19 protein-coding genes and 1 pseudogene are annotated in these 19,691 nt (G+C 72.7%); 9 read left to right on the plus strand and 11 right to left on the minus strand.

The features are described 5' to 3' along the window. Positions 1 to 16 precede the first annotated feature (16 nt). Both RFN52_RS31040 and RFN52_RS31045 read left to right on the plus strand, forming a co-directional pair. Positions 17 to 889, plus strand: a complete 873-nt coding sequence (locus RFN52_RS31040; RefSeq protein WP_184851123.1) for an ABC transporter ATP-binding protein — start codon at positions 17 to 19, stop codon at positions 887 to 889. Next, positions 886 to 1,556, plus strand: a pseudogene (locus RFN52_RS31045) (ABC transporter). Before RFN52_RS31040 ends, RFN52_RS31045 begins: the two are co-directional and overlap by 4 nt. Here the strand turns inward: RFN52_RS31045 and RFN52_RS31050 are convergent. Both RFN52_RS31050 and RFN52_RS31055 read right to left on the minus strand, forming a co-directional pair. Next, positions 1,548 to 1,727 (minus strand): hypothetical protein, encoded by a 180-nt coding sequence (locus RFN52_RS31050; protein ID WP_033306806.1) that lies wholly within the window; start codon positions 1,725 to 1,727, stop codon positions 1,548 to 1,550. The pseudogene RFN52_RS31045 and the gene RFN52_RS31050 overlap by 9 nt on opposite strands. A gap of 28 nt (positions 1,728 to 1,755) precedes the next feature. After that, the gene (locus RFN52_RS31055; RefSeq protein WP_184851125.1) at positions 1,756 to 3,273 is read right to left on the minus strand and encodes an FAD-dependent oxidoreductase; all 1,518 of its coding nucleotides are present in this window, start codon (positions 3,271 to 3,273) and stop codon (positions 1,756 to 1,758) included. 127 nt (positions 3,274 to 3,400) lie between these two features. On the opposite strand from RFN52_RS31055, the gene RFN52_RS31060 reads away from it, so the two are divergent. Both RFN52_RS31060 and RFN52_RS31065 read left to right on the plus strand, forming a co-directional pair. Further along, on the plus strand, positions 3,401 to 3,775 hold the full coding sequence (locus RFN52_RS31060; protein WP_184851127.1) for an ArsR/SmtB family transcription factor: 375 nt from the start codon (positions 3,401 to 3,403) through the stop codon (positions 3,773 to 3,775). Next, positions 3,772 to 4,257 carry an SRPBCC family protein gene (locus RFN52_RS31065; protein ID WP_184851129.1) on the plus strand — a complete coding sequence of 162 codons (486 nt, stop codon included), beginning with the start codon at positions 3,772 to 3,774 and terminating at the stop codon, positions 4,255 to 4,257. The genes RFN52_RS31060 and RFN52_RS31065 overlap by 4 nt, the downstream gene beginning before the upstream one ends. Positions 4,258 to 4,348: 91 nt before the next feature. On the opposite strand, the gene RFN52_RS31070 is transcribed toward RFN52_RS31065, so the two are convergent. The 6 genes from RFN52_RS31070 to zapE form a co-directional block, all read right to left on the minus strand. Further along, on the minus strand, positions 4,349 to 5,731 hold the full coding sequence (locus RFN52_RS31070) for an alkaline phosphatase PhoX (RefSeq protein ID WP_184851132.1): 1,383 nt from the start codon (positions 5,729 to 5,731) through the stop codon (positions 4,349 to 4,351). A 90-nt stretch (positions 5,732 to 5,821) separates the two neighbouring features. Beyond that, positions 5,822 to 6,727, minus strand: a complete 906-nt coding sequence (locus RFN52_RS31075; protein WP_184851133.1) for a slipin family protein — start codon at positions 6,725 to 6,727, stop codon at positions 5,822 to 5,824. A 169-nt stretch (positions 6,728 to 6,896) separates the two neighbouring features. Beyond that, entirely contained in the window at positions 6,897 to 8,378 is a 1,482-nt protein-coding gene (locus RFN52_RS31080) for a SulP family inorganic anion transporter (RefSeq protein ID WP_184851134.1), read from the minus strand. 8 nt (positions 8,379 to 8,386) lie between these two features. After that, on the minus strand, positions 8,387 to 8,968 hold the full coding sequence (locus RFN52_RS31085; RefSeq protein WP_184851135.1) for a carbonic anhydrase: 582 nt from the start codon (positions 8,966 to 8,968) through the stop codon (positions 8,387 to 8,389). Positions 8,969 to 9,048: 80 nt separating this feature from the next. Then, positions 9,049 to 9,477: a hypothetical protein gene (locus RFN52_RS31090; RefSeq protein WP_184851136.1), complete on the minus strand. Its 429-nt coding sequence runs from the start codon at positions 9,475 to 9,477 to the stop codon at positions 9,049 to 9,051. Between the two features lie 199 nt (positions 9,478 to 9,676). Further along, complete coding sequence (zapE, locus tag RFN52_RS31095) at positions 9,677 to 10,777, minus strand: cell division protein ZapE (protein WP_184851137.1); 1,101 nt, start codon at positions 10,775 to 10,777, stop codon at positions 9,677 to 9,679. Positions 10,778 to 10,814: 37 nt separating this feature from the next. Between zapE and RFN52_RS31100 the strand changes: the two genes are divergently transcribed. The 4 genes from RFN52_RS31100 (at position 10,815) to msrB (ending at position 14,301) form a co-directional block, all read left to right on the plus strand. Continuing rightward, positions 10,815 to 11,630, plus strand: coding sequence for a pyrimidine reductase family protein (locus RFN52_RS31100; protein WP_184851138.1), 816 nt, complete (start codon positions 10,815 to 10,817; stop codon positions 11,628 to 11,630). 242 nt (positions 11,631 to 11,872) lie between these two features. After that, positions 11,873 to 12,346 carry a beta/alpha barrel domain-containing protein gene (locus RFN52_RS31105; protein ID WP_184851139.1) on the plus strand — a complete coding sequence of 158 codons (474 nt, stop codon included), beginning with the start codon at positions 11,873 to 11,875 and terminating at the stop codon, positions 12,344 to 12,346. Between the two features lie 141 nt (positions 12,347 to 12,487). After that, positions 12,488 to 13,879, plus strand: coding sequence for a UDP-N-acetylmuramate--L-alanine ligase (gene murC, locus RFN52_RS31110; RefSeq protein ID WP_184851141.1), 1,392 nt, complete (start codon positions 12,488 to 12,490; stop codon positions 13,877 to 13,879). Positions 13,880 to 13,893: 14 nt separating this feature from the next. Beyond that, positions 13,894 to 14,301, plus strand: coding sequence for a peptide-methionine (R)-S-oxide reductase MsrB (msrB, locus tag RFN52_RS31115; RefSeq protein ID WP_184851142.1), 408 nt, complete (start codon positions 13,894 to 13,896; stop codon positions 14,299 to 14,301). An 8-nt stretch (positions 14,302 to 14,309) separates the two neighbouring features. Here msrB and RFN52_RS31120 read toward each other — a convergent pair whose 3' ends face one another. Next, positions 14,310 to 17,222 carry a type 1 periplasmic-binding domain-containing protein gene (locus RFN52_RS31120; RefSeq protein WP_184851144.1) on the minus strand — a complete coding sequence of 971 codons (2,913 nt, stop codon included), beginning with the start codon at positions 17,220 to 17,222 and terminating at the stop codon, positions 14,310 to 14,312. Between the two features lie 386 nt (positions 17,223 to 17,608). Between RFN52_RS31120 and RFN52_RS31125 the strand changes: the two genes are divergently transcribed. Beyond that, entirely contained in the window at positions 17,609 to 18,547 is a 939-nt protein-coding gene (locus tag RFN52_RS31125) for a Dyp-type peroxidase (RefSeq protein WP_184851146.1), read from the plus strand. On the opposite strand, the gene RFN52_RS31130 is transcribed toward RFN52_RS31125, so the two are convergent. Together RFN52_RS31130 and RFN52_RS31135 are read right to left on the minus strand one after the other, a co-directional pair. Next, complete coding sequence (locus tag RFN52_RS31130) at positions 18,472 to 19,263, minus strand: FAD:protein FMN transferase (protein WP_184851148.1); 792 nt, start codon at positions 19,261 to 19,263, stop codon at positions 18,472 to 18,474. The genes RFN52_RS31125 and RFN52_RS31130 overlap by 76 nt on opposite strands. A gap of 5 nt (positions 19,264 to 19,268) precedes the next feature. After that, positions 19,269 to 19,682, minus strand: a complete 414-nt coding sequence (locus RFN52_RS31135) for an FMN-binding protein (protein WP_184851149.1) — start codon at positions 19,680 to 19,682, stop codon at positions 19,269 to 19,271. Between the last annotated feature and the right edge of the window lie 9 nt (positions 19,683 to 19,691).

Here is a 19,691-nt window from a genome sequence, read left to right on the forward strand (position 1 = left end):
CGTGCAGGATGGCCGCATGCGACCAGACCTGTGCCTGCGGAACGCGGGCCGCCGTTACGGCCTGCGGGGCCCCTGGGTACTGCGCGGTGTGGACCTGGCGGTGGCTCCGGGCCGGCTCGTCCGCATCGAGGGCGCCAACGGCAGCGGCAAGTCCACGCTGCTGCGGCTGCTCGCCGGCATCGACGCGCCGAGCGAGGGCCGGATCACCGGCCGGCCGACGCGCACGGCGTACGTCCCCGAGCGGTTCCCGCCGGCCCTGCCCTTCACCGCCGCCGGCTACCTCACCCACCTCGGCACCGTGCACGGCCTGGCCCGGGCGGCGGCCGCCCGGTCCGCCGGGGAGTGGCTGGAGCGCCTCGGTGCCGCCGCGTACGCCGAGACGCCGATGGCCCGGCTTTCGAAGGGCAGCAGCCAGAAGGTCGCGGTCGCCCAGGCCCTGCTGGCGGAGCCTGACGTGCTGGTGCTGGACGAGGCGTGGACCGGTCTGGACACCGCGGCCCGCGCCGAGTTGGAGCGCGCCGTCGCCGAACGCACGGCGGCCGGCGGATCCGTGGTCTTCGTCGACCACGACCCGCGCCGCCTCACGGGCCTGCCCGACGCGACGTACGCGGTGCGCGACGCAGGCGTCGTCCGGCAGGAGCCCGCACAGGCTCCGGAAGCGTCCGGTCCGCACGCGCTCGTCGAAGTGCAGGGCCCGCCGGACGGACTGCTGCCCGAGGACGTGCGCCGGACGGCCACCTCGGCCGAGGAGACCGGGCCGGGCGGCTACCGCCTCTCCGTGCCGGCCCCGCACTCCGACCTCCTGCTCCGCACCCTGCTGACGGCCCGCCCGCCCTGGCACGTGGTGAGCGTGACACCGCGGACGACGGCTCCGGAGAGGCAGCGATGACCGCCCTGATGCGCTACCACGCCGCCCTGCTGCTGCGGTCGCAGCGCTGGCTGCCTCCGTTCCTGCTGTACGCGGCCTTCCTCGCGATCAGCATCCAGGCCGGGCAGCCGGTGCTCGACTCCCTCGGGTACACGGCCGCCGCCCTGCTGCCCGTCGCCGCCTGGCTGGCGCGCATCTGCGTCACGGGCGAGCCGGACGCCGCACGCGGCTGTGTGGCGGCCGCCGCCGGTCCCGCGCGGGCTCATGTGGCCTGTCTGCTCGTGGCCCTGGCCGGTGCGACGGCCTCGGCACGCTCGCGATCCTGGTGGTGACGCTGCTCAGCGACCCGGTCGCCTCCGACCACAGCACCCGGGTGCCGCTCCCCGCCGCCTGCGGGGCCGGGCTGCTCGCCGCTCTGGCCTGCGCCCTGCTCGGCACGGCCGTCGGCGCGCTCACCGGCAGGCCCCTGCTGCGCTCGCCCGGCCGGGCCGTCCTCGCCCTGCTGCTCGCGGCGCTGCTGTCCCTGGTCGCCACCGGCTCACCCGCCCAGGCGGCCGTGCAGGGCCTGGTCACCGGATCACGGCAGGGCACCGTCCCGATGCCGCTGCTGCCCCTGGCCGCGGCGGCGCTGGTCACGGCCGTGGCGCTGGCCCTGGCCGGTGCGCTGGCCTCCCGCAGATCACCCTGAGCAGGCGGTGCGCTGCGCCTCCTGCCATTCGCAGGCGGGGCAGAGCGTGATGCCCTTGTACGACTCGGGGTGCTCCGTCGGCTCCCGGCACAGCACGCACTCCGCGTACGGCGGTCCGTCCGCAAGGGGCGGCCTGGTCGCGTCGATCAGGCAGTAGTCGTCCTCGCTCATACGTCCAGCGTAGGCCCGGGGCGAGCCCTCAGAGGTCCCGTTGTTCCAGGGGCTTGGTCGCCGGGCCCTGGATCACCTTGCCGTCCGTGTCGAAGCGGGAGCCGTGGCAGGGGCACTCCCAGGCCCGTTCGGCGGCGTTGAAGTCGACCAGGCAGCCCAGGTGGGTGCAGCGTGCGGAGACGGCGTGCAGTCCGCCGTCGTCGTCCCGGTACACCGCGACCCGGTGGCCGTCGGCCCGGACCACCGCGCCCTCGCCGGGCGGCAGGGACTCCACGGGCGGCGCGGGCCGCAGCCGGTCGCCCACGAAGTGCCCGGCGACCTTGGCCTGTGTCTTGAGGAACGCCGGCGCCTCCCGCAGCGCGGACTTCACACGGCGCGGGTCGTACAGCCCGCTCCACTCGCACTCCTCGCCCGTGATCTGCGCGGTCAGCAGCCGGCCCGCCATGATGCCGCCGGTCATGCCCCAGCCGCCGAAGCCGGTGGCCACATAGGCGTGCCGGGCGCCCGGGTGCAGCGGGCCGACCATCGGCACGGTGTCCGTGGGCTCCGTGTCCTGGGTGGCCCACCGGTGGGTGACCTCCAGGTCCGGGAAGTGGCCGGTGGCCCAGGCGGTGAGGCGATCGAAACGGGCCCGCGGGTCGCTCGTGCCCGGAGTGAAGTGCTCGCCGGTGACGATGAGCAGCCGCCGGCCGCTCTCGTGGGGCGCGGTACGCACCGAGCGGGTGTCCTCGTCGGGCGTGATGAACATGCCGTCCGGGTCCCGGTCCGCGGGGATCGTCCCGGCGACGACCAGCTCGCGGCGCGTGGAGAGGCGGGCGAAGAGCAGGGCCCGGTCGAAGATCGGGTAGTGCGTCGCGACGACGACGTCCCGGGCCCGGACCGTCGCCCCGGTCGTGGTCGACAGCCTGCACGGTTCGCCCTCGTCCAGGCCGAGGACGGTGGTCTCCTCGTAGATCCGCCCCCCGCGTTCGACCAGGTCGGCGGCGAGGGCCAGCAGGTACTTGCGGGGGTGGAACTGGGCCTGTCCGGTGACCTCGACGGCGCCCGCCACCGGGAAGGGCAGCCCGGTCTCCGTGACGAACGAGGCGGGCAGCCCGGCCTCGGCCGCGGCCCGTGCCTCGGCGCGCAGTTCCTCCACGCGGCTCGCGTCGACGGCGTAGGTGTAGGCGCTCCTGGTCTCCCACTCGCAGTCGACGCCCAGCTCCCGGGCGATCCGGGCGGCGTGCTCGATCGCCTCCGACTGCGAACGCGCGTACAGCCTGGCGCCCTCGGGGCCGCGGGTGCGCCGCAGCTTGTCGTAGACGAGCGTGTGCAGGGCGGTGACCTTGGCGGTGGTGTGCCCGGTGACGCCGGCCGCGACCCGCCCGGCCTCCAGCACGGCCACGCTCCGCCCGGCCCGCGCCAGCTCCCACGCCGTGGACAGCCCGGCGATCCCCGCGCCGATCACCGCCACGTCGACCTCCACGTCCTCCGTGAGGGCCGGGTGGCGGCCGTCCGGCGCCGTGTCGAGCCAGTACGAGCTGCTGACCTGCTGCTTCTCGCTCATGGTCGCCGAGTACCCCCGTCCGTCCGCTTCAGTGTCGGACGGGTCGCTCCACCGGTCGGGCGGGTCGCTTCACAGATCCCGGCGGGTCGCTTTACGGACGGGGCGGGCAGGGATAACGTACAACCAAATGGTTGTAGATGAGCTGAGCGACGAGACGGTGGACCGGCTGTTCCACGCACTGGCCGACACCACGCGCCGGGACATACTTCGCCGCTGCGTGCGCGGGGAGCTGTCGGTGTCCCGGCTGGCCGAGGCCTACGCGATGAGCTTCGCCGCGGTGCAGAAGCACGTGGCGGTGCTGGAACGGGCCGGTCTGGTCACCAAGCAGCGCAGCGGACGGGAGCAGCTCGTGCGCACCGACCCCGACGTGGTGGGCCGCGCGCGCCAGGCCCTGGACGAACTGGAGTCCGCGTGGCGCGGGCGCGTGGACCGGATGGCCCGGCTGCTCGCCGAGGACCCCGGAACCGAAGAGAACGACACGACGGAAGGACCCGAGCGATGAGTGTCACCAGTGTCGACAAGGACCTCGATCACCTCACCCTCACCCTGATCGCCGACTTCGCCGCCCCGGTCGAACGGGTGTGGCGGCTGTGGGCCGACCCCCGGCAGCTGGAGCGCTGGTGGGGCCCGCCGACCTACCCGGCGACGGTGGAGGAGCACGACCTGACCCCCGGCGGAGAGGTCACCTACTACATGACCGGCCCGGAGGGCGACCGGCACCGCGGCTGGTGGCGGATCACCTCGGTCAGTGAGCCGACGGCCCTGGAGTTCACCGACGGATTCGCCGACGACGACGGCAAGCCCAAGGACGACATGCCGACCATGTCCGTGACAGTGCGGCTCAGCGAGCACGGCGGCGGCACCCGGATGGAGATGCGCTCCCTGTTCGACACCCGGGAGCAGATGGACCAGCTGGTCACCATGGGCATGGAGGAGGGCCTCAAGGAGGCCGTCGGCCAGATCGACGCCCTGCTCGCGGCCTGACCGGCGGATCAGGGCCGCTCCAGCAGTCGCCCGGCGGGCCGGCCGGGGCGCCGGGCTTCGCACCCGCCGCCCCGGCCGGGCGGAGTGCCTGCTAGCGGCGCCAGGGGCCCGTCACCGCGAACGTGGTGCCGGGCCGGTAGCAGTTGACATACATCGTGTCGCCGTCGGGGGAGAAGGTCACCCCGGCGAACTCGCCCCACTCGGGCTGCTGCTCGGTGCCGATGTTCTGCCGGTTGCGCGCCATCGCGTAGACCTCGCCGCGCCGGGTGACCCCGTAGACGTGCTGGGCGCCGTCGCCGTCCTCGCAGACCATGAGGCCGCCGCTGGGGGCCAGGCAGATGTTGTCCGGCGACTCGCCCGGCAGCTGCACATCGGTGTCCGGGCCGAAGACGATCACCAGGGTGAGCCGGCGGCGCTCCGGGTCGTAGCGCCAGACCTGCCCGAAGTGGTCGGCGGCCGAACCGTCCGACCGGCGCGCGAAGGACGACACGAAGTACACCGAACGGCCGCCCCAGTAGCAGCCCTCCAGCTTCTGCGCGTGCGTGATGCCCTTGCGGCCGAAGTCCTGGAACCGGATCGGCGTCTGCGCGGCCTGCGGGTCCGGGACGTCGACCCACTCGATCTTGTCGAACTCGGCGCCGACGTCCTGGATGGACGACAGGTCCGGTACCCCGGGCACGCGCATGGCCTGGAGCCGGCCGCCCGCGCGCAGCGAACCCCTGCCGCCCAGCGGCCGGTCGGGCAGGAAGCGGTAGAAGAGACCGAAGGGCTTCTCGAAGGCGTCCTCGGTCTCGTAGACCACGCCCCGCCGGGGGTCGACGGCGATCGCCTCGTGCGCGAAGCGGCCCATCGCGGTCAGCGGCACGGCCCCGGTGCGGTGCGGGTCGGCCGGGTCGACCTCGAAGATGAAGCCGTGGTCCTTGGTGTAGCCGTTGGTGCCGGCCTTGTCCTCGGTCTCCTCGCAGGTCAGCCAGGTGTCCCAAGGGGTGGGCCCGCCCGCGCAGTTCACCGCCGTACCGGCGATGGCGACGCGTTCCGACCGGACCCGGTTGTGGGAGTCCAGCGTCAGGGCGGTACAGCCGCCCTTGCCGGCCGGGTCGTAGGTGAGGCCCTCGACGGTGGGGACCGGGGCCTTGCCGTCGGCGCGGTTCTCGTGGTTGCGGACCAGGTGGACCCGGCCGCCTCTGCCTCCGAAGGCCGCCATGCCGTCGTGGTTGGAGGGCACCCGGCCCTCTCCGGAGCGGAGTTCGTCTCCCTCGCGGGAGAGGATCCGGTAGCGGAAACCTTCCGGCAGGTCGAGGACGCCCTTCGGGTCGGGGACGAGTGGTCCATAGCCGGTGCGGCCGAGGCCCTGTGCGGCGGCGGTGCCGGCGAAGAGTTCGGACAGGGCGCCGGAGAACGCGATCCCGACGCCCAAGGCGCCTGTTCCGGCGAGCATCTGACGTCGTGTTGCGGAGCGACCGGATGCGGTCATGGGGAAACCTTCCTGCTGGCGGACAGGAACTGTGATCCCGCTGTGTCTATCACCTGGTGCGGGCGGCGGGAACCACGCGCGTAGCACGGGTCACTGCTCTACGGCGCGCCGCAGCTGTTCCATGGCCTCTTCGGCCTGTTCCCTGCGGTCGACGGCGCCCTCCGCGATCTCCGCTTGTCCCGCCGCCTCGGCGTGTCCTGAGGCCGCCTCGGCGTGTCCTGAGGCCTGCGCGGCGGGCTGCTGGCCCCGTTCCAGGAACCGCAGGAGTTCCACCGGAATGGGCAGGACCAGCGTGGAGTTCTTCTCCGCCGCCACCGCCATGACGGTCTGCAGCAGCCGGAGCTGGAGTGCCGAGGGCGTGTCGGCCATCTGGCGGGCGGCCTGGGCCAGCTTCTTGGAGGCCTGGTACTCGGCGTCGGCGTTGATCAGCCGGGCCCGCCGCTCCCGGTCGGCCTCGGCCTGGCGGGCCATCGAGCGCTTCATGGTGTCCGGCAGGGAGACGTCCTTGATCTCCACGCGGTCGATGGTCACGCCCCACTCCACGGCCGGGCTGTCGATCATCAGCTCCAGGCCCTGGTTGAGCTTCTCCCGGTTGGACAGCAGGTCGTCCAGCTCGCTCTTGCCGATGATCGAGCGCAGCGAGGTCTGGGCCATCTGCGAGACGGCGAAGCGGTAGTCCTCGACGTTGACGATCGCGGCCGCCGGGTCCACGACCTTGAAGTACACCACCGCGTCGACCCGCACGGTCACGTTGTCGCGGGTGATGCCCTCCTGGGCGGGGATCGGCATGGTCACGATCTGCAGGTTGACCTTGCGCATCCGGTCCACCGCGGGGACCACGAGGTTGAATCCGGGCCGCCGCACGTCCCCGTGCAGGCGGCCGAGCCGGAAGACGACCCCGCGCTCGTACTGCTTGACGACCCGCGCAGCGGAGGCCACGTACACCAGCGCGCCGGCCCCGACGGCGGCCACCACGCCGACCAGCTCTTCGACCATGCCGACCTCCCGGTTCAGAGGTCCGAATCCGTCTGCTCATGTAACGATATGCCCGAAATGGGGCGCGGGGCCATGCCCCTGGACCCGGGCCGGAACGGGGGCGGACGCACGCGGCCCGGGGTGCGCGGGTGCGCACCCCGGGCCAGGGCCGGGTCACCGGGATGGGCGGCTAGGCGGTGACCTTCTCCGCCGGGGCCTCCTCGGGCTCCGTGACCTTCACGGGCTCGGTGCCCGTCGCGCTGTGGCGTGCGGCCCAGTTCTCCAGGGCCGTACGGCAGGCGTGGTCGAGGTGGTGCAGGCCGGAGAGGTCCAGCTCGACCGGGCGGTCCTGCGGCAGGCCCTCCAGGCTGTCGAGGATCTTCGGCAGTCGCAGGAAGGTCGCGTTGCCGGACAGGTACGCCTGGATCGGGCCGGCGCCCTTGTCGATGATCTCCATCTTGATGTGCGAGGCCTCCCAGGCGGTCTTGACGACCGACAGGGCCAGACCGATGAGCACGCCCTCGAACATGTTCACCGCGACGATCGACACGGCGGTGACGACCAGGATGAGCGCCTCACCGCGGTGCTCCCTCCACAGCGGCACGATCTTGGCGAACGGGATGAGCTTCCATCCCGCGTGGACCAGGATGCCGGCGAGGGCGGGCAGCGGGATCAGGGCCAGCGTGGACGGCAGCAGCGCGGCGAACAGCAGCAGCCACACGCCGTGCATCACCCGGGAGGCCTTGGTCCGGGCACCCGCGCTGACGTTGGCGGAGCTGCGGACGATGACCGCGGTCATCGGCAGTGCGCCGAGCACACCGCAGATCGTGTTGCCCGCGCCCTGCGCCATCAGCTCCTTGTCGTACTGGGTGCGCGGGCCGTCGTGCAGCCGGTCCACCGCGGCGGCGCTGAACAGGCTCTCGGCGGAGGCGATCAGGGTGAAGGCGATGATCGTGCCGATGATGCCGACGCCCACGCCGCCGAAGGTGTCCAGGCCGGGCGGCTGGATGGAGCCCAGCAGGCCCTTGACCTCGACCGTGGCGACCGGCAGGTCGAAGACGGCGTTGGCCGCGATCGCCAGGATCACCGCGGCGAGCGCTCCGGGCACGGCCTGTGCCTTCTTCGGCAGCTTCTTCCACAGCACCATCACCGCGATGGTGGCCGCGCCGAGCGCGAGGGAGGTGAGCGCCGCCGTGCTGCCGGCCGCGTCGACGGCGGCACCGGGCAGGCCCAGGATCTTGTCGATGCCGGAGGCGGGTGCCTTCAGCCCGGCCGTCGCATACAGCTGACCGGCTATGAGTACCAGACCGATTCCGGCCAGCATGCCCTCGACGACCGAGACCGAGATCGCGCGGAACCAGCGGCCGAGCTTCAGCGCGCCCATGATCAGCTGGAGCAGACCGGCGGCCAGCACGATGATGCCGAGCGCGGGCAGTCCGTACTCCTGGACCGCCTCGAAGACGAGCACGGTCAGACCGGCGGCCGGTCCGGACACCTGCAGGCTGCTGCCCGGCAGGAATCCGGTGATGAGGCCGCCCACGATGCCGGTGACCAGGCCGAGTTCGGCCGGGACGCCGGAGGCCACGGCCACGCCCACGCACAGCGGGAGCGCGACCAGGAACACGACGAGCGAGGCGGTGAAGTCCTGCCTGAGGTAAGGGAACTTGGTCATGGTGCCCCTCACAGCTTCTCGAAGGTGTCGGTGTCCGCGCGGTGTTCGCGCACGGTCCCGGTGTGGACCTCGTAGAACCAGGCGCGCAGGCCGAGACGGCCCTCCGCCAGTCGGCGCTCCACGCAGGGGTAGGAGCGCAGCCGGAGCACCTGGGTGAGGGCGTGGTTCTGCACGGCCTCGGTGACCGTCGGGTCGGCCGGGTTCGAGCACGTGGGCTCGTCGGCCGCGCGGGCGAGCCAGTCGCGCACCGCCGGTACGGCGGCGAGGTCGTCGCCGCGTACCACCGCGCCCACGGCGCCGCAGTGCGAGTGGCCGCAGACCACGATCTCCTTGACGCCGAGGACCTCCACGGCGTACTCGATCGTGGCCGCCTCCGAGGTGGGGTGGTCGAAGGAGTGCGGGGGAACGACGTTGCCCGCGGTGCGCAGCTCGAAGAGCTCGCCGGGACGGGCGCCCGTGATCAGGGCCGGTACGACCCTGGAGTCGGAGCAGGTGATGAACAGGACGTCGGGGGACTGGCCCTCGGCGAGGTGGGCGAACTCCTCAGGGCGCTGTCCGAAGGTGCGGGCGTTGTCGATGAGGGGTTGCATGAGTGTGGTGACTCCTCCTGGCGCGCAGTGGGGGCGCGTCGGACGGGCATGACAGAGGGTGGGGGGAACTGCGTTGCCGCTCAGCAGCGAAAGACCTGCAGTGCTGCCGGGGTGTGCGACGTCGAGGATCTCGACGCGCGGTGGTGCGCGGCGCCGGGTCTGACCGGTTCCTGTGCCGTCGGCTGGATGTGCCGCCGCAAGGGCCGCTCGGGCGCCGAGGGCGCCGAGTCGGCGGTGTGGGACCGGTCGCGGGTCCGCAGGGGACCGGTCGGGTCCCCGTGGTGTCCGGCGCGGCAGTCGGCCATCTCGTCGCGCAGAGCCTTCCCCGGGGACTTGTGTCCGGGGCGCGAGGACTTGCCGGAAGGCTTGGTTCCGGGCTGAGCGTTGGCCTCGGCTTGGCTCTGCGTGTGCGCGGATGCGAAGGATGCGGTCGGTGCGAAGAACTGAAGGGCGAGCAGGACGGCGGCGAGGAGCGAAACCACGGTCCGTGCCGTCGTACCTCGGTACATGCGCCCCCCTTCAGGTGCTTCACACGTCTAGTGCGGACCAACGGTTGGTCAACGGCTGGTCAAGAAACACGTTAACCCTGCAAGGTCGTTTGCAGGGTTAACTTAACGTTTCAAGCTGAAGAGAGCCTGAAAACCGCGGGTGGACTGGCTTGAACAGGCCCTTCCCCCCGGGCGGTTGGCACGGTATTGGGGGTAGTCGTTACCGGTGGTTCGCCAGCTTGGCCGCGTCGCGGGCGAGAGCGGTGAGCCGGGAGATGGCCCGGAAGTACTTCTTGCGGTAGCCGCCGTTCAGCATCTCGTCGCTGAACAGCTGGTCGAAGGGCAGGCCGGAGGCCAGCACGGGCACCTCGCGGTCGTACAGCCGGTCCGCGAGGACGACCAGCCTCAGGGCCGTCGACTGGTCGGGAACCGGCCGCACACCGGTGAGGCACACGGCCCGGATCCCGTCCGTCAGAGCGCCGTACCGGCTGGGGTGGACGCGGGCCAGATGTTCCAGGAGGGGCGAGAACGCGTCGAGGGAGGCACCCTCGGTCGCGTGCGCCACGCCGGTCACCTCCTCGTCGGAATACGGCGGCGGCGCCTCGGGCAGACCGCGGTGGCGGTAGTCCTCGCCGTCGATGCGCAGGGCCCGGAAGTGGGCCGACAGCCCCTGGATCTCCCGCAGGAAGTCGGCCGCCGCGAACCGGCCCTCGCCGAGCTTGCCGGGCAGCGTGTTGGAGGTGGCGGCGAGGGCCACGCCCGCGTCGACCAGCTTGCCGAGCAGGGTGGACACCAGGACGGTGTCACCCGGGTCGTCGAGCTCGAACTCGTCGATGCACAGCAGGCGGTGACCGGACAGCGTCCGGACGGTCTGCTGGAACCCGAGGGCGCCGACCAGGTTGGTCAGCTCCACGAACGTGCCGAACGCCTTCAGCCCGGGCTCGGCCGGGGTGGCGTGCCACAGGGAGGCCAGCAGGTGGGTCTTGCCCACGCCGTAGCCGCCGTCGAGGTAGACGCCGCGCGGGCCCGCCGGAGCCTTCTTCGGCGCCTTGCCGAAGCCGAACAGCCGCCGCTTGCCGGAGCCCCCGGCCGCCGCGCCGAGGCCGGCCGCGAAACCCTCCAGGACCCGCACCGCCTCGGTCTGGCTGGGCTGGTTCGGGTCGGGGATGTACGTGCTGAAGCGGACCGAGTCGAACCGCGGCGGCGGCACCATCTCGGCGACCAGCCGGTCCGCGGGGACATGCGGCTCACGGGCGCACAGGGACAGCGGGGCCGGGTCGGTTATGGGGCCGCTTCCGGAGGGGGCCAGGGGAGAAGACACGGTTCACCATGCTACGGCGCGTGGAACACTGCACGGCATGCGACGTCTGTTCCCTGTGACCGATGAAACAGCAGCTCCGGCGCCGGGCGGCGGGTCCGGCGAGGGCGCCGGGCGGGAGTGGAGCCTGGAGGAGCTGGCCGCCGCGTACGCCTATCCCGAGCCGGGGCCCGGGGACCCGGCGCCGTGGCTGCGCGCGAACATGGTGTCCACGCTGGACGGGGCCGCCCAGCACGAGGGCCGTTCGCAGCCCATCTCCAGCGCCACCGACATGCGGATCTTCGGCACGCTGCGGGCGCTCGCGGACGTCGTGGTCGTCGGCGCGGAGACGGTACGCAAGGAGGGTTACCGGCCGGCACGCGCGCGTGAGGACTTCGCGGCGATGCGGGAGGCGGCCGGGCAGCAGCCCGCACCCGCGATCGCCGTGGTCACCGCCGGCCTCGACCTGGACTTCTCGCTGCCGCTGTTCACCTCGCCCTTGGTGCCCACCCTGATCCTCACGGGAGCCTCGGCCGCCCCGGACCGGGTCGCCGCCGCCGAGCGGGCGGGCGCCCGGGTGGTGACCGCCGGAGACGGCATCGGCGTGGATCCCGCCCGTGCCGTCCGGGCCCTCGCCGACCTCGGCCACACCCGGCTGCTCACCGAGGGCGGCCCGCGGCTGCTCGGGCAGATCGTCGCGGCCGGCGTGCTCGACGAGCTGTGCCTGACCGTCGCTCCGATGCTCACGGCGGGCGAGGCGCAGCGCATCGCCGGGGGGCCCGCGGTGACGGTCCCGCACCGTCTCGGGCTGGTGTCGATGCTGGAGGAGGACGGCTTCCTGTTCACGCGGTACGGGCGGACCGGGCCGGCGTACTGAAACGCCGGGGCCGGGGTACAAGGGGTCGGCGGCCGGGAAGGCGACCGGCCGGTACGTCCGCAAGCGCGGGTAAACGCTGCCGTTGGTCCGTTCATCGTGGTATATGCCGTTCCGTTTGGGTTTCGGAGGGCACACTGGATCCGGCAGTACCCGTGCGAACGCGGGGCAGGATGGTTTCCGCAGGGCCCGGTGCGGCCCGCCGGAGGAGTGGGGCCTCGGCCCCGGAGCAGAAGGGGCGCCTGGTGTTCACAAGCGTATTGATGATCGAGAAGGCGCTGACGTCCGCCGACGTGGAGTTCGTCACCACCTTGCACGGGGAGGAGCAGGTCTCCTTCCAGGTGCTGCTGCAGCCGCGCGGCGAGCAGGCGGACCGCTTGTTGCGGGCCATCGACGACGTGGCGCTCGGCGAGCTCGACGAGGCCGTCCGCGAGGGCGAGACGCCGGAGGGGGAGGAGGCGCTGAGCGTGGGGCAGCGGGCGCTGGAGGTGTCACTCGCCGCGCTGCGCTCCTCGGGCAGCCCCGCGGAGGGGCGGCTGATCGAGGACCATCCGCTGGACGCGCTGAGGTCGCTGGTGGAGGAGGCCGGGGCCGACGAGGTCATCGTGCTGACCGATCCGCACTACGTGGAGGAGTTCTTCCACCGGGACTGGGCCTCTCGGGCCCGGCACAAGGTGGGGGTGCCGGTGCTGAAGCTGTTCTCGCACAGCAAGGCGTAGGGGAGGATCAGCGGGGGATTGCCGGGTGCGGGCCGCCCGTGGCCGTCCGCACGGTTCCCCGCGCCCCTGATGGGCAGGCCGGCCGCGCGCACGCAATAGGCTTGGCCCCGCAACCCTCGCCACCCGAACTTGGAGACACGCATGGCAGCCGGCCTTCCTCCCGCCATGGACCGACCGCACTTCATCGGGATCGGTGGGGCCGGGATGTCGGGGATCGCGAAGATCCTCGCGCAGCGCGGGGCCGTCGTGGCCGGCAGCGACGCCAAGGAGTCGGCCACGGCCGAGGCGCTGCGGGCGCTGGGGGCGACCGTGCACATCGGGCACGCGGCCGAGCACCTCGCCGACGACGCCAGCTGTGTGGTCGTGTCCTCGGCGATCCGGCAGGACAACCCCGAGCTGGCCCGCGCGGCCGAGCTCGGCATCCCCGTCGTCCACCGCTCCGACGCGCTCGCGGCGCTGATGGACGGACTGCGGCCGATCGCCGTCGCCGGTACGCACGGCAAGACGACCACGACGTCGATGCTGGCCGTGGCGCTGAGCGAGCTGGGTCTGAAGCCCTCGTACGCGATCGGCGGGGACCTGGACGCGCCCGGATCCAACGCGCTGCACGGCGAGGGCGAGATCTTCGTCGCCGAGGCGGACGAATCGGACCGAAGCTTCCACAAGTACGCCCCCGACGTCGCGATCGTCCTGAACGTCGAGCTCGACCACCACGCCAACTACGCGTCGATGGACGAGATCTACGCCTCGTTCGAGACGTTTGTGGACCGGATCACCGAGGGCGGCACGCTGGTGATCGCCGCCGACCACGACGGCGCCCGGGAGCTGACGCGCCGGGTCGCCGGGCGCGGCGTGCGCGTGGTGACCTACGGCGAGTCCGAGGACGCCGGCGTGCGCATCCTGTCGGTCGTGCCGCAGGGGCTGAAGAGCCAGGTCACCGTGGTGCTGGAGGGACAGGAGCTGACCTTCGCGGTCTCCGTCCCCGGCCGGCACTACGCGCACAACGCGGTCGCCGCGCTGGCGGCGGGCGTGGCCCTCGGCGTCCCAGCGGCCGAGCTGGCCACGGCGATCGCCGCGTACACGGGCGTGAAGCGGCGGCTCCAGCTGAAGGGCGAGGCCGCGGGCGTGCAGGTCATCGACTCCTACGCGCACCACCCCACCGAGATGACCGCCGACCTGGAGGCCATGCGCGCGGCGGCCGGTGACGCCCGGATCCTGGTTGTCTTCCAGCCTCACCTGTTCTCGCGGACGCAGGAACTGGGCAAGGAGATGGGCCAGGCCCTCGCCCTCGCGGACGCCTCGGTCGTGCTGGACATCTACCCGGCCCGCGAGGACCCGATCCCGGGCGTGACGAGCGAGCTGATCATCGAGGCGGCCCGGGCGGCGGGCGCCGACGTGACGCCGGTGCACGACAAGGCGGACGTCCCGTCGGTCGTCGCGGGAATGGCGAAGCCGGGTGATCTCGTTCTCACCATGGGAGCGGGCGACGTCACCGACCTCGGCCCGCAGATCCTGGACCGTCTGTCGAACTGAGGGGCTGGAAGCTCATGGCGTACGACGTCGAGAAGCCGGATGAGCAGTGGCGCGTGGAGCTGAGCCCGGGCGAGTACGCGGTCCTGCGGCAGGCGGCCACCGAGCCCGCCTTCACCGGTGAGTACACCGACACCAAGACCCGGGGCGTCTACTCCTGCCGGGCCTGCGGCGCGGACCTGTTCACCTCGGAGACCAAGTTCGAGTCGCACTGCGGCTGGCCGTCCTTCTTCGACCCCAAGGACACCGACGCGGTGGAGCTGATCGAGGACCGCTCGCACGGCATGGTGCGGACCGAGGTGCGGTGCGCCCGGTGCGGCTCGCACCTCGGCCACGTGTTCGAGGGTGAGGGGTATTCGACGCCCACGGACCAGCGGTACTGCATCAACTCGATCGCGCTGCGGCTGGCCCCCGAGCAGGGCTGAGCCGGCGCTCAGCGGATCCGGCACTCCTGCTGTGTGAGGCGCATCGTGTTTCCCGCGGTGCGCCTGCACAGCACCCAGGTCTCGGACGTGCCGTCTTGGGCGCGGCTGACCTGCTTGAGGACGATGCTGTGGCCGGTGCGGTCGCCGTAGAGCGGCGCGCCGGTGAAGTCGATGGTGCCGGTGGCCATGCCCTCGATCTTGACGTTGCGCAGGTTCACCCAGGTCGAGGCGCGGCTCTGCGGCCGGTCGCCGCTGGTGGCCGCCCAGAACAGGGCGCGGGTCGCGTCATGGGCGAGGGCGGTCTGGCCGCTGGCCAGGGCCGGGCTGTCGTGACGCAGGCGATGGCCCCGCAGCCCCGGCAGGTGCTCGGCGGCGTCCTGGTAGAAAGCCGTGGTGTCGGCGGCCTTCTCCAGCTCCGCGAGGGCCGCGTGGTACAGCGTGACCTCCGGCGCGACGGAATGGCCGCCGCCGGCGAAGTCGGCCTTGGACAGGTCGTCGCCGGTGAGGATGGCCAGGGGCTTTCCGGCGCAGCCCGGCTCGGTGCCCAGCTGGGTCATCAGGGGGTCGATGTCCTCCACCCGGCCCGCGAAGTAGATCACGGACGGGATCCGGCCGCCCCGGCAGATCTCCTGGGCGTGCGAGCGGAGTTCCGGCTTGCCGCCGCTGAGGGTGTAGCGGCGCTGCGGGAGCGGGGTGAAGCCCTGGCGGCGCAGCATCCCCTGGCCGTAGCGCGCCTGTTCGTCGGTGTAGAGGTCGTCGGTCCTCGCCGTGTCACGGGCCAGGACGAGGGCGTACTGCCGCCGGTCGGGTCTGCGCAACTGGGCGGCGATCAGGCCGAGTTGCCGGGTCTGCCACTCGTCCGTGGCGGCCAGGCTGAACCAGTTGGCGAACTCGCGGGGCAGATAGGTCGCGGAGTTCGTGCCGGAGACGACCGGCAGGCCGGCTTCCATGAGGGTGCGGGTCGTCGCCCGGCTCGACTTCAGGTCGCGGCCGGTGCCGACGACCCCGACCACGGTCGGGTCGTGGGCGGCGTACGCGGCGATCGCCTTCGCCATCTCCTCCTGGTGGCCCAGGTCCACGCCGCCGTTGGCGATCAGGACGCGCAGCTTCACGCTGGAGTTCTCGTTGATGACGGCCTGTGCCAGATACACGCCGGCCAGTTCCTCGGCACCCTTCACCAGGGAGGAGCCGGCCGAGGTGTCGGCGCTGAGCGGCCCGGCGTAGACGACGGTGACGTACTTCCCGGCGTGCCGGGCGAGGACACCGGCGTTCTGCCGGGCGATGCGGTCCTCCAGGTCGGCCACCGTCCAGGGCGTCTCGTCGCCGGCCGTGAGCGCCCTGACGTCGTCGTCGCCCGGCTCGGGGGCGGGCAGCCAGTCGGCGAAGCGGACCTCGTCCGTCGCTATGCCGATGCACTCCGTGCGGCCGTCGGGTCCCTGCTCCCGCCGGGAGTCGCGGTTGGCGGTGAGCACCGACGCCGAGCAGTAGCGGTCGTTCAGGGCGTCGGCCCGCATGACGGTCCCCGCGGACAGCAGGGCGATCACCAGGACCAGGGTGTGCAGGGCCCACACCAGCCGGGCGAGCGTCGGCCGGGCGGAGGCCCGCAGATGGCGGCGGCCCTCCTCGACCGGACCCAGCTGGTCGTGCGGCAGCGGGATCTTCATCACCCACGGCAGGACGGACCGTTCCCGGCTGGGTGACTGCTCGGCGCGCAGGTTGCGGCCCCACTCGCGGTACCAGGTGCGCAGCCGGACGCCGAACGTGGGCGGCGCGGTCTCGGGGGCGGGGGCCGTCTGGACGACGCTGCGCTCCAGGAGCGGCACGTCGTCCGTGCGCACCGCGGCGACCACGAGCAGCGGGTCGAGCTCGCTGCGCCGGCTGCGGACGTCGCTGACGGCCCGGATCAGCTCGATGCCGCCGTTGCGGTCGTCCGCGTGCGGCAGGAACAGCATCGGCGGGCGCGGCCGTTTGAAGCCGCGCAGGTCCCAGCTCCAGCGACGGTGGTTGTCCCGCAGATCCTCGCGCAGCGCCAGCACGCACAGCTGGAGGTGGAAGTCGCCGCCCGCCGTGAGCGCCTCGGCCACGTCGTAGGCCCGGGCCGCGATCGCCTTCCAGGAGCGCACCGGCCGCAGCAGCGACACCTCGGTGGACTCCTCCTGGTCCGCCGCCCTCAGGAAGGTCGTCGTCATGAACCAGCGGCTCTCCCGGCGCAGCCACAGGAAGATCGGGGCCCGCCCCGGCAGGACGTAGTTGAGGACGGTCAGCAGCAGCAGGAAGGCGAGACCGGCGCCCACCGCCACGTACCACTCGCTGCGGGCGAGGAGCGCGGCGAGCACGGTCACGAGGCTCGCCGGGAGGATGTGCGCCATGTCGAACAGCGGCAGCCCCGAACGCCAGCGGGCGGTGTTCTTCGGCCGCCAGCGCTGCTGCGCCAGCTCGTTGAGCAGTCGCTGCCGCTGGTCCTGTCCGGCCTCGGGGCTGTCCGGGGCGGGCGCCGGCCAGCTGTCGCCGAGGGCCGCGACCGCGTCGTCGATGGCGTGCACCAGCCGCAGCCGCGGGAAGGCGTAGCGCCGGTAGACCGCCTTCGGGCCGCCCCACCTGCGCGGGTCGCTCAGCGCCCGCACCAGGGCGGCGGCCCGGCGGACCTCCGTGGTGCCCTCGTAGGTGTCCTGGACCACCGCGCAGCGCGTGCCGTGCGCCTCCTGGCCCGCGTGCAGCTGCCGGACCAGCCCGGCCACCGCGTCGTCGTCGCCGTTCTCCTGCGCGTGCACGACGAACACCGGCATCGGCGGTTCGGTGCTGCGGCGGAAGTCCTGGATGAGGATTTCGAGCTGGTTCTGGAGGTGGCGCCCGGCGTCGCTCTCCGGCATGCCGTCATGGCCGCCAGGGCAGTCGGGCGGCGTGCGATCGGCGTTCACCATGGGCAACCCCCGTTTACCTTCGGTGACTCACGAGGTTAACCGGTGCCGTTGGGGTGCGAGCGGGTGATGCGCGAACTCTTGTCCCATCCGGGTGATTGACGCCGCCCGCCCGGAACCTCTCACGGGCGCGACGTGGTCCTGGGAGGAGGTGTCGGTACCGGTGCAGGCCCTGTGGGTCGTGCTGTCGGATGCCCGGTACGCCGACGCGGTGCCGCTCGGACCGTGGGGACGTCAAGGTGCTACGGGAGGAGTAGCACCGCAACCATCCCCCGGCCCGGGGGAGTTCGGGCCGCCGGTTCGCTGGGCATCGTGTCAGGGGGCGTGGCCGCGCCGTCCCGGAGGGGGAGCGGGCGGGCCGTGCCGTCCGGGCGAAGGGATGAGAAGCCATGACGTCACCGCTGCCCTCCGAAGAGACGCTGCCGCAACCGGTCCTGAACCCGCCGGCGTCGGTCGCGGTGTTCCTGGTCGCCACGATCGCACCCGGCGGGGAGAGCGCCGTACGGGAGGTGCTGGGCTCCCTCGCGGGCCTGGTGCGCTCCGTCGGCTTCCCCAGCCCCGACGGCGGGCTGGGCTGCGTCGCCGGAGTCGGGTACCGGGCGTGGGGCCGGCTGTTCGACGGTCCGCGGCCCGCCGAACTGCACCCGTTCCGCGAGCTGGCCGGGCCCCGGCACCACGCGCCGTCCACCCCCGGCGACCTGTTCCTGCACATCAGGGCCGCCCGCACCGACCTGTGCTTCGCGCTCGCCGCCGAACTGGTGCGGCGGCTGCGCGGCGCGGTCACCGTGCGGGACGAGACGCAGGCCTTCTCCTACTTCGACTCGCGCAACCTGCTCGGCTTCGTCGACGGCACGGAGAACCCGGTCGGGCCGGCCGCGGCCGACGCGGCACTGGTCGGTGCGGAGGATCCCGGCTTCCGGGGTGGCAGTTACGCGCTGGTGCAGAAGTACCTGCACGACGTGGACGCCTGGGACGCCCTCGCCGTCGAGGCGCAGGAGAAGGTGATAGGCCGCACCAAGCTCACCAACCTGGAACTCGACGCGCCCGGTTCGCACAAGGACGTCAACACCGTCCTCGGCCCCGACGGAGCGGAGCAGAAGATCCTGCGGTCGGCGATGCCGTTCGGCAGGCCCGGACACGGAGAGTTCGGCACGTACTTCGTGGCCTATGCGCGCACCCCCGCGATACCCGAGACGATGCTGCGCAAGATGTTCCTGGGCGGGCCGGGCTCGGGGCCCGACCCGCTGCTGGACTACTCGCGCGCCGTCACCGGCAGTCTGTTCTTCATCCCGCCGGCGGACTTCCTGGAGGCGCTGCCCGGCGGCTGACCCTCCGCCACCGGGAACCCCGCGCTCCGCAGCACCCGCCGCCCGGAGTCCACCGCGAACACCTCGCAGTCCTCCCGGGCGGCCGCCCACGCGACGCCCTCCACGCCGAGTGCGAACGCCGCCGTCGCGACGGTGTCCGCCTCCGTCAGGGTCGGGGCCACGACGGTCACGCCGAGCAGCCCCGTCGCCGGGCGGCCGGTGCGGCCGTCGAGGATGTGGTCGCCGCGCTCGTAGCGGGCCGAGGTCGCGACGGCCCGGTCCGTGAGGTCCAGGACCGCGCAGAGCCGGTCGGCCCGCTCGGGGTGGCGTACGCCGACGCGCCAGGGCCCGCCGGAGGCGATCACGTCACCGCCCGCGTTGAGGCAGAACCGCCTCGCCCCGGCCGCTTCCAGCAGCTCCGCTCCCTTCTGCACCGACCAGCCCTTCACCACGGCGCAGGGGTCGAGGCCGCGGCCGGGCAGCCGTGCGTCGAAGGCGCCCCCGGTCGCGACCCGGTACTCCTCGCACAGGTCCAGGACCTCGCGGAGTCCCGGGCTCGGCTCGCGCACCTCGCCCCGGTCCAGCCGGGACACCTCGCTGTCCGGGCGGAACGGGCTGAATCGCGCGTCGACCTCGCGCAGCCAGGCGAACAGGGCGTCCACCGGCGCCCCGGGGAAGTCCTCGTCGTCGATCCGGACCGACACCGGGAACCCCATGACGTGCTCGACGCGGCGCATGCCCGTCAGCCCTTCGCGTCGAGCGCGGCCTGGAGGGACTCCTTGTAGCCGTCGCTGGTGACCGTGGCGCCGGACACCGTGTCGATGTCGGCGCTCTGCGCCTGGAGCGTCTCCTCGATGAGCTTCGGGACGGCGGCCGTGGTCTGCGGGTGGTCCGGCTGCTGGAGCATCCGCACCGAGGCGATCTCGTCGCCGTCGAAGGTGACCTCGACCCGCACGGGGCCCTTCTCGGTGTCGACGAGCGACCCCGACACGACGGTGGTCGTGGTGCCGCCCGACGAGGAGGCCGAGGGAGTGGACGCCGGCGCCGCCGCCCGGGCGGGGGCCGGCGACGAACCGGTGTCGTGCGAGGGCGCGTAGCGCCAGACCGGGATCAGACCGGCGACGCTCAGGACGAGGACGGGTAGGGCTCGCTTCACGGATCTCTC

This window comes from Streptomyces collinus (assembly GCF_031348265.1).
GTDB classification, from domain to species: domain Bacteria; phylum Actinomycetota; class Actinomycetes; order Streptomycetales; family Streptomycetaceae; genus Streptomyces; species Streptomyces collinus.

Bases quoted from the DNA above. Each gene is read 5' to 3' on its own strand.
- RFN52_RS31055 (WP_184851125.1), bottom strand. From the start codon at position 3,273: ATGAGCGAGAAGCAGCAGGTCAGCAGCTCGTACTGGCTCGACACGGCG.
- RFN52_RS31050 (WP_033306806.1), bottom strand. From the start codon at position 1,727: ATGAGCGAGGACGACTACTGCCTGATCGACGCGACCAGGCCGCCCCTT.
- RFN52_RS31125 (WP_184851146.1), top strand. From the start codon at position 17,609: ATGACGTCACCGCTGCCCTCCGAAGAGACGCTGCCGCAACCGGTCCTG.
- RFN52_RS31130 (WP_184851148.1), bottom strand. From the start codon at position 19,263: ATGCGCCGCGTCGAGCACGTCATGGGGTTCCCGGTGTCGGTCCGGATC.
- murC (WP_184851141.1), top strand. From the start codon at position 12,488: ATGGCAGCCGGCCTTCCTCCCGCCATGGACCGACCGCACTTCATCGGG.
- RFN52_RS31075 (WP_184851133.1), bottom strand. From the start codon at position 6,727: ATGGTCGAAGAGCTGGTCGGCGTGGTGGCCGCCGTCGGGGCCGGCGCG.
- RFN52_RS31080 (WP_184851134.1), bottom strand. From the start codon at position 8,378: ATGACCAAGTTCCCTTACCTCAGGCAGGACTTCACCGCCTCGCTCGTC.
- RFN52_RS31065 (WP_184851129.1), top strand. From the start codon at position 3,772: ATGAGTGTCACCAGTGTCGACAAGGACCTCGATCACCTCACCCTCACC.
- RFN52_RS31085 (WP_184851135.1), bottom strand. From the start codon at position 8,968: ATGCAACCCCTCATCGACAACGCCCGCACCTTCGGACAGCGCCCTGAG.
- RFN52_RS31040 (WP_184851123.1), top strand. From the start codon at position 17: ATGCGACCAGACCTGTGCCTGCGGAACGCGGGCCGCCGTTACGGCCTG.
- RFN52_RS31120 (WP_184851144.1), bottom strand. From the start codon at position 17,222: ATGGTGAACGCCGATCGCACGCCGCCCGACTGCCCTGGCGGCCATGAC.
- RFN52_RS31090 (WP_184851136.1), bottom strand. From the start codon at position 9,477: ATGTACCGAGGTACGACGGCACGGACCGTGGTTTCGCTCCTCGCCGCC.
- msrB (WP_184851142.1), top strand. From the start codon at position 13,894: ATGGCGTACGACGTCGAGAAGCCGGATGAGCAGTGGCGCGTGGAGCTG.
- RFN52_RS31100 (WP_184851138.1), top strand. From the start codon at position 10,815: ATGCGACGTCTGTTCCCTGTGACCGATGAAACAGCAGCTCCGGCGCCG.
- RFN52_RS31070 (WP_184851132.1), bottom strand. From the start codon at position 5,731: ATGACCGCATCCGGTCGCTCCGCAACACGACGTCAGATGCTCGCCGGA.
- RFN52_RS31060 (WP_184851127.1), top strand. From the start codon at position 3,401: ATGGTTGTAGATGAGCTGAGCGACGAGACGGTGGACCGGCTGTTCCAC.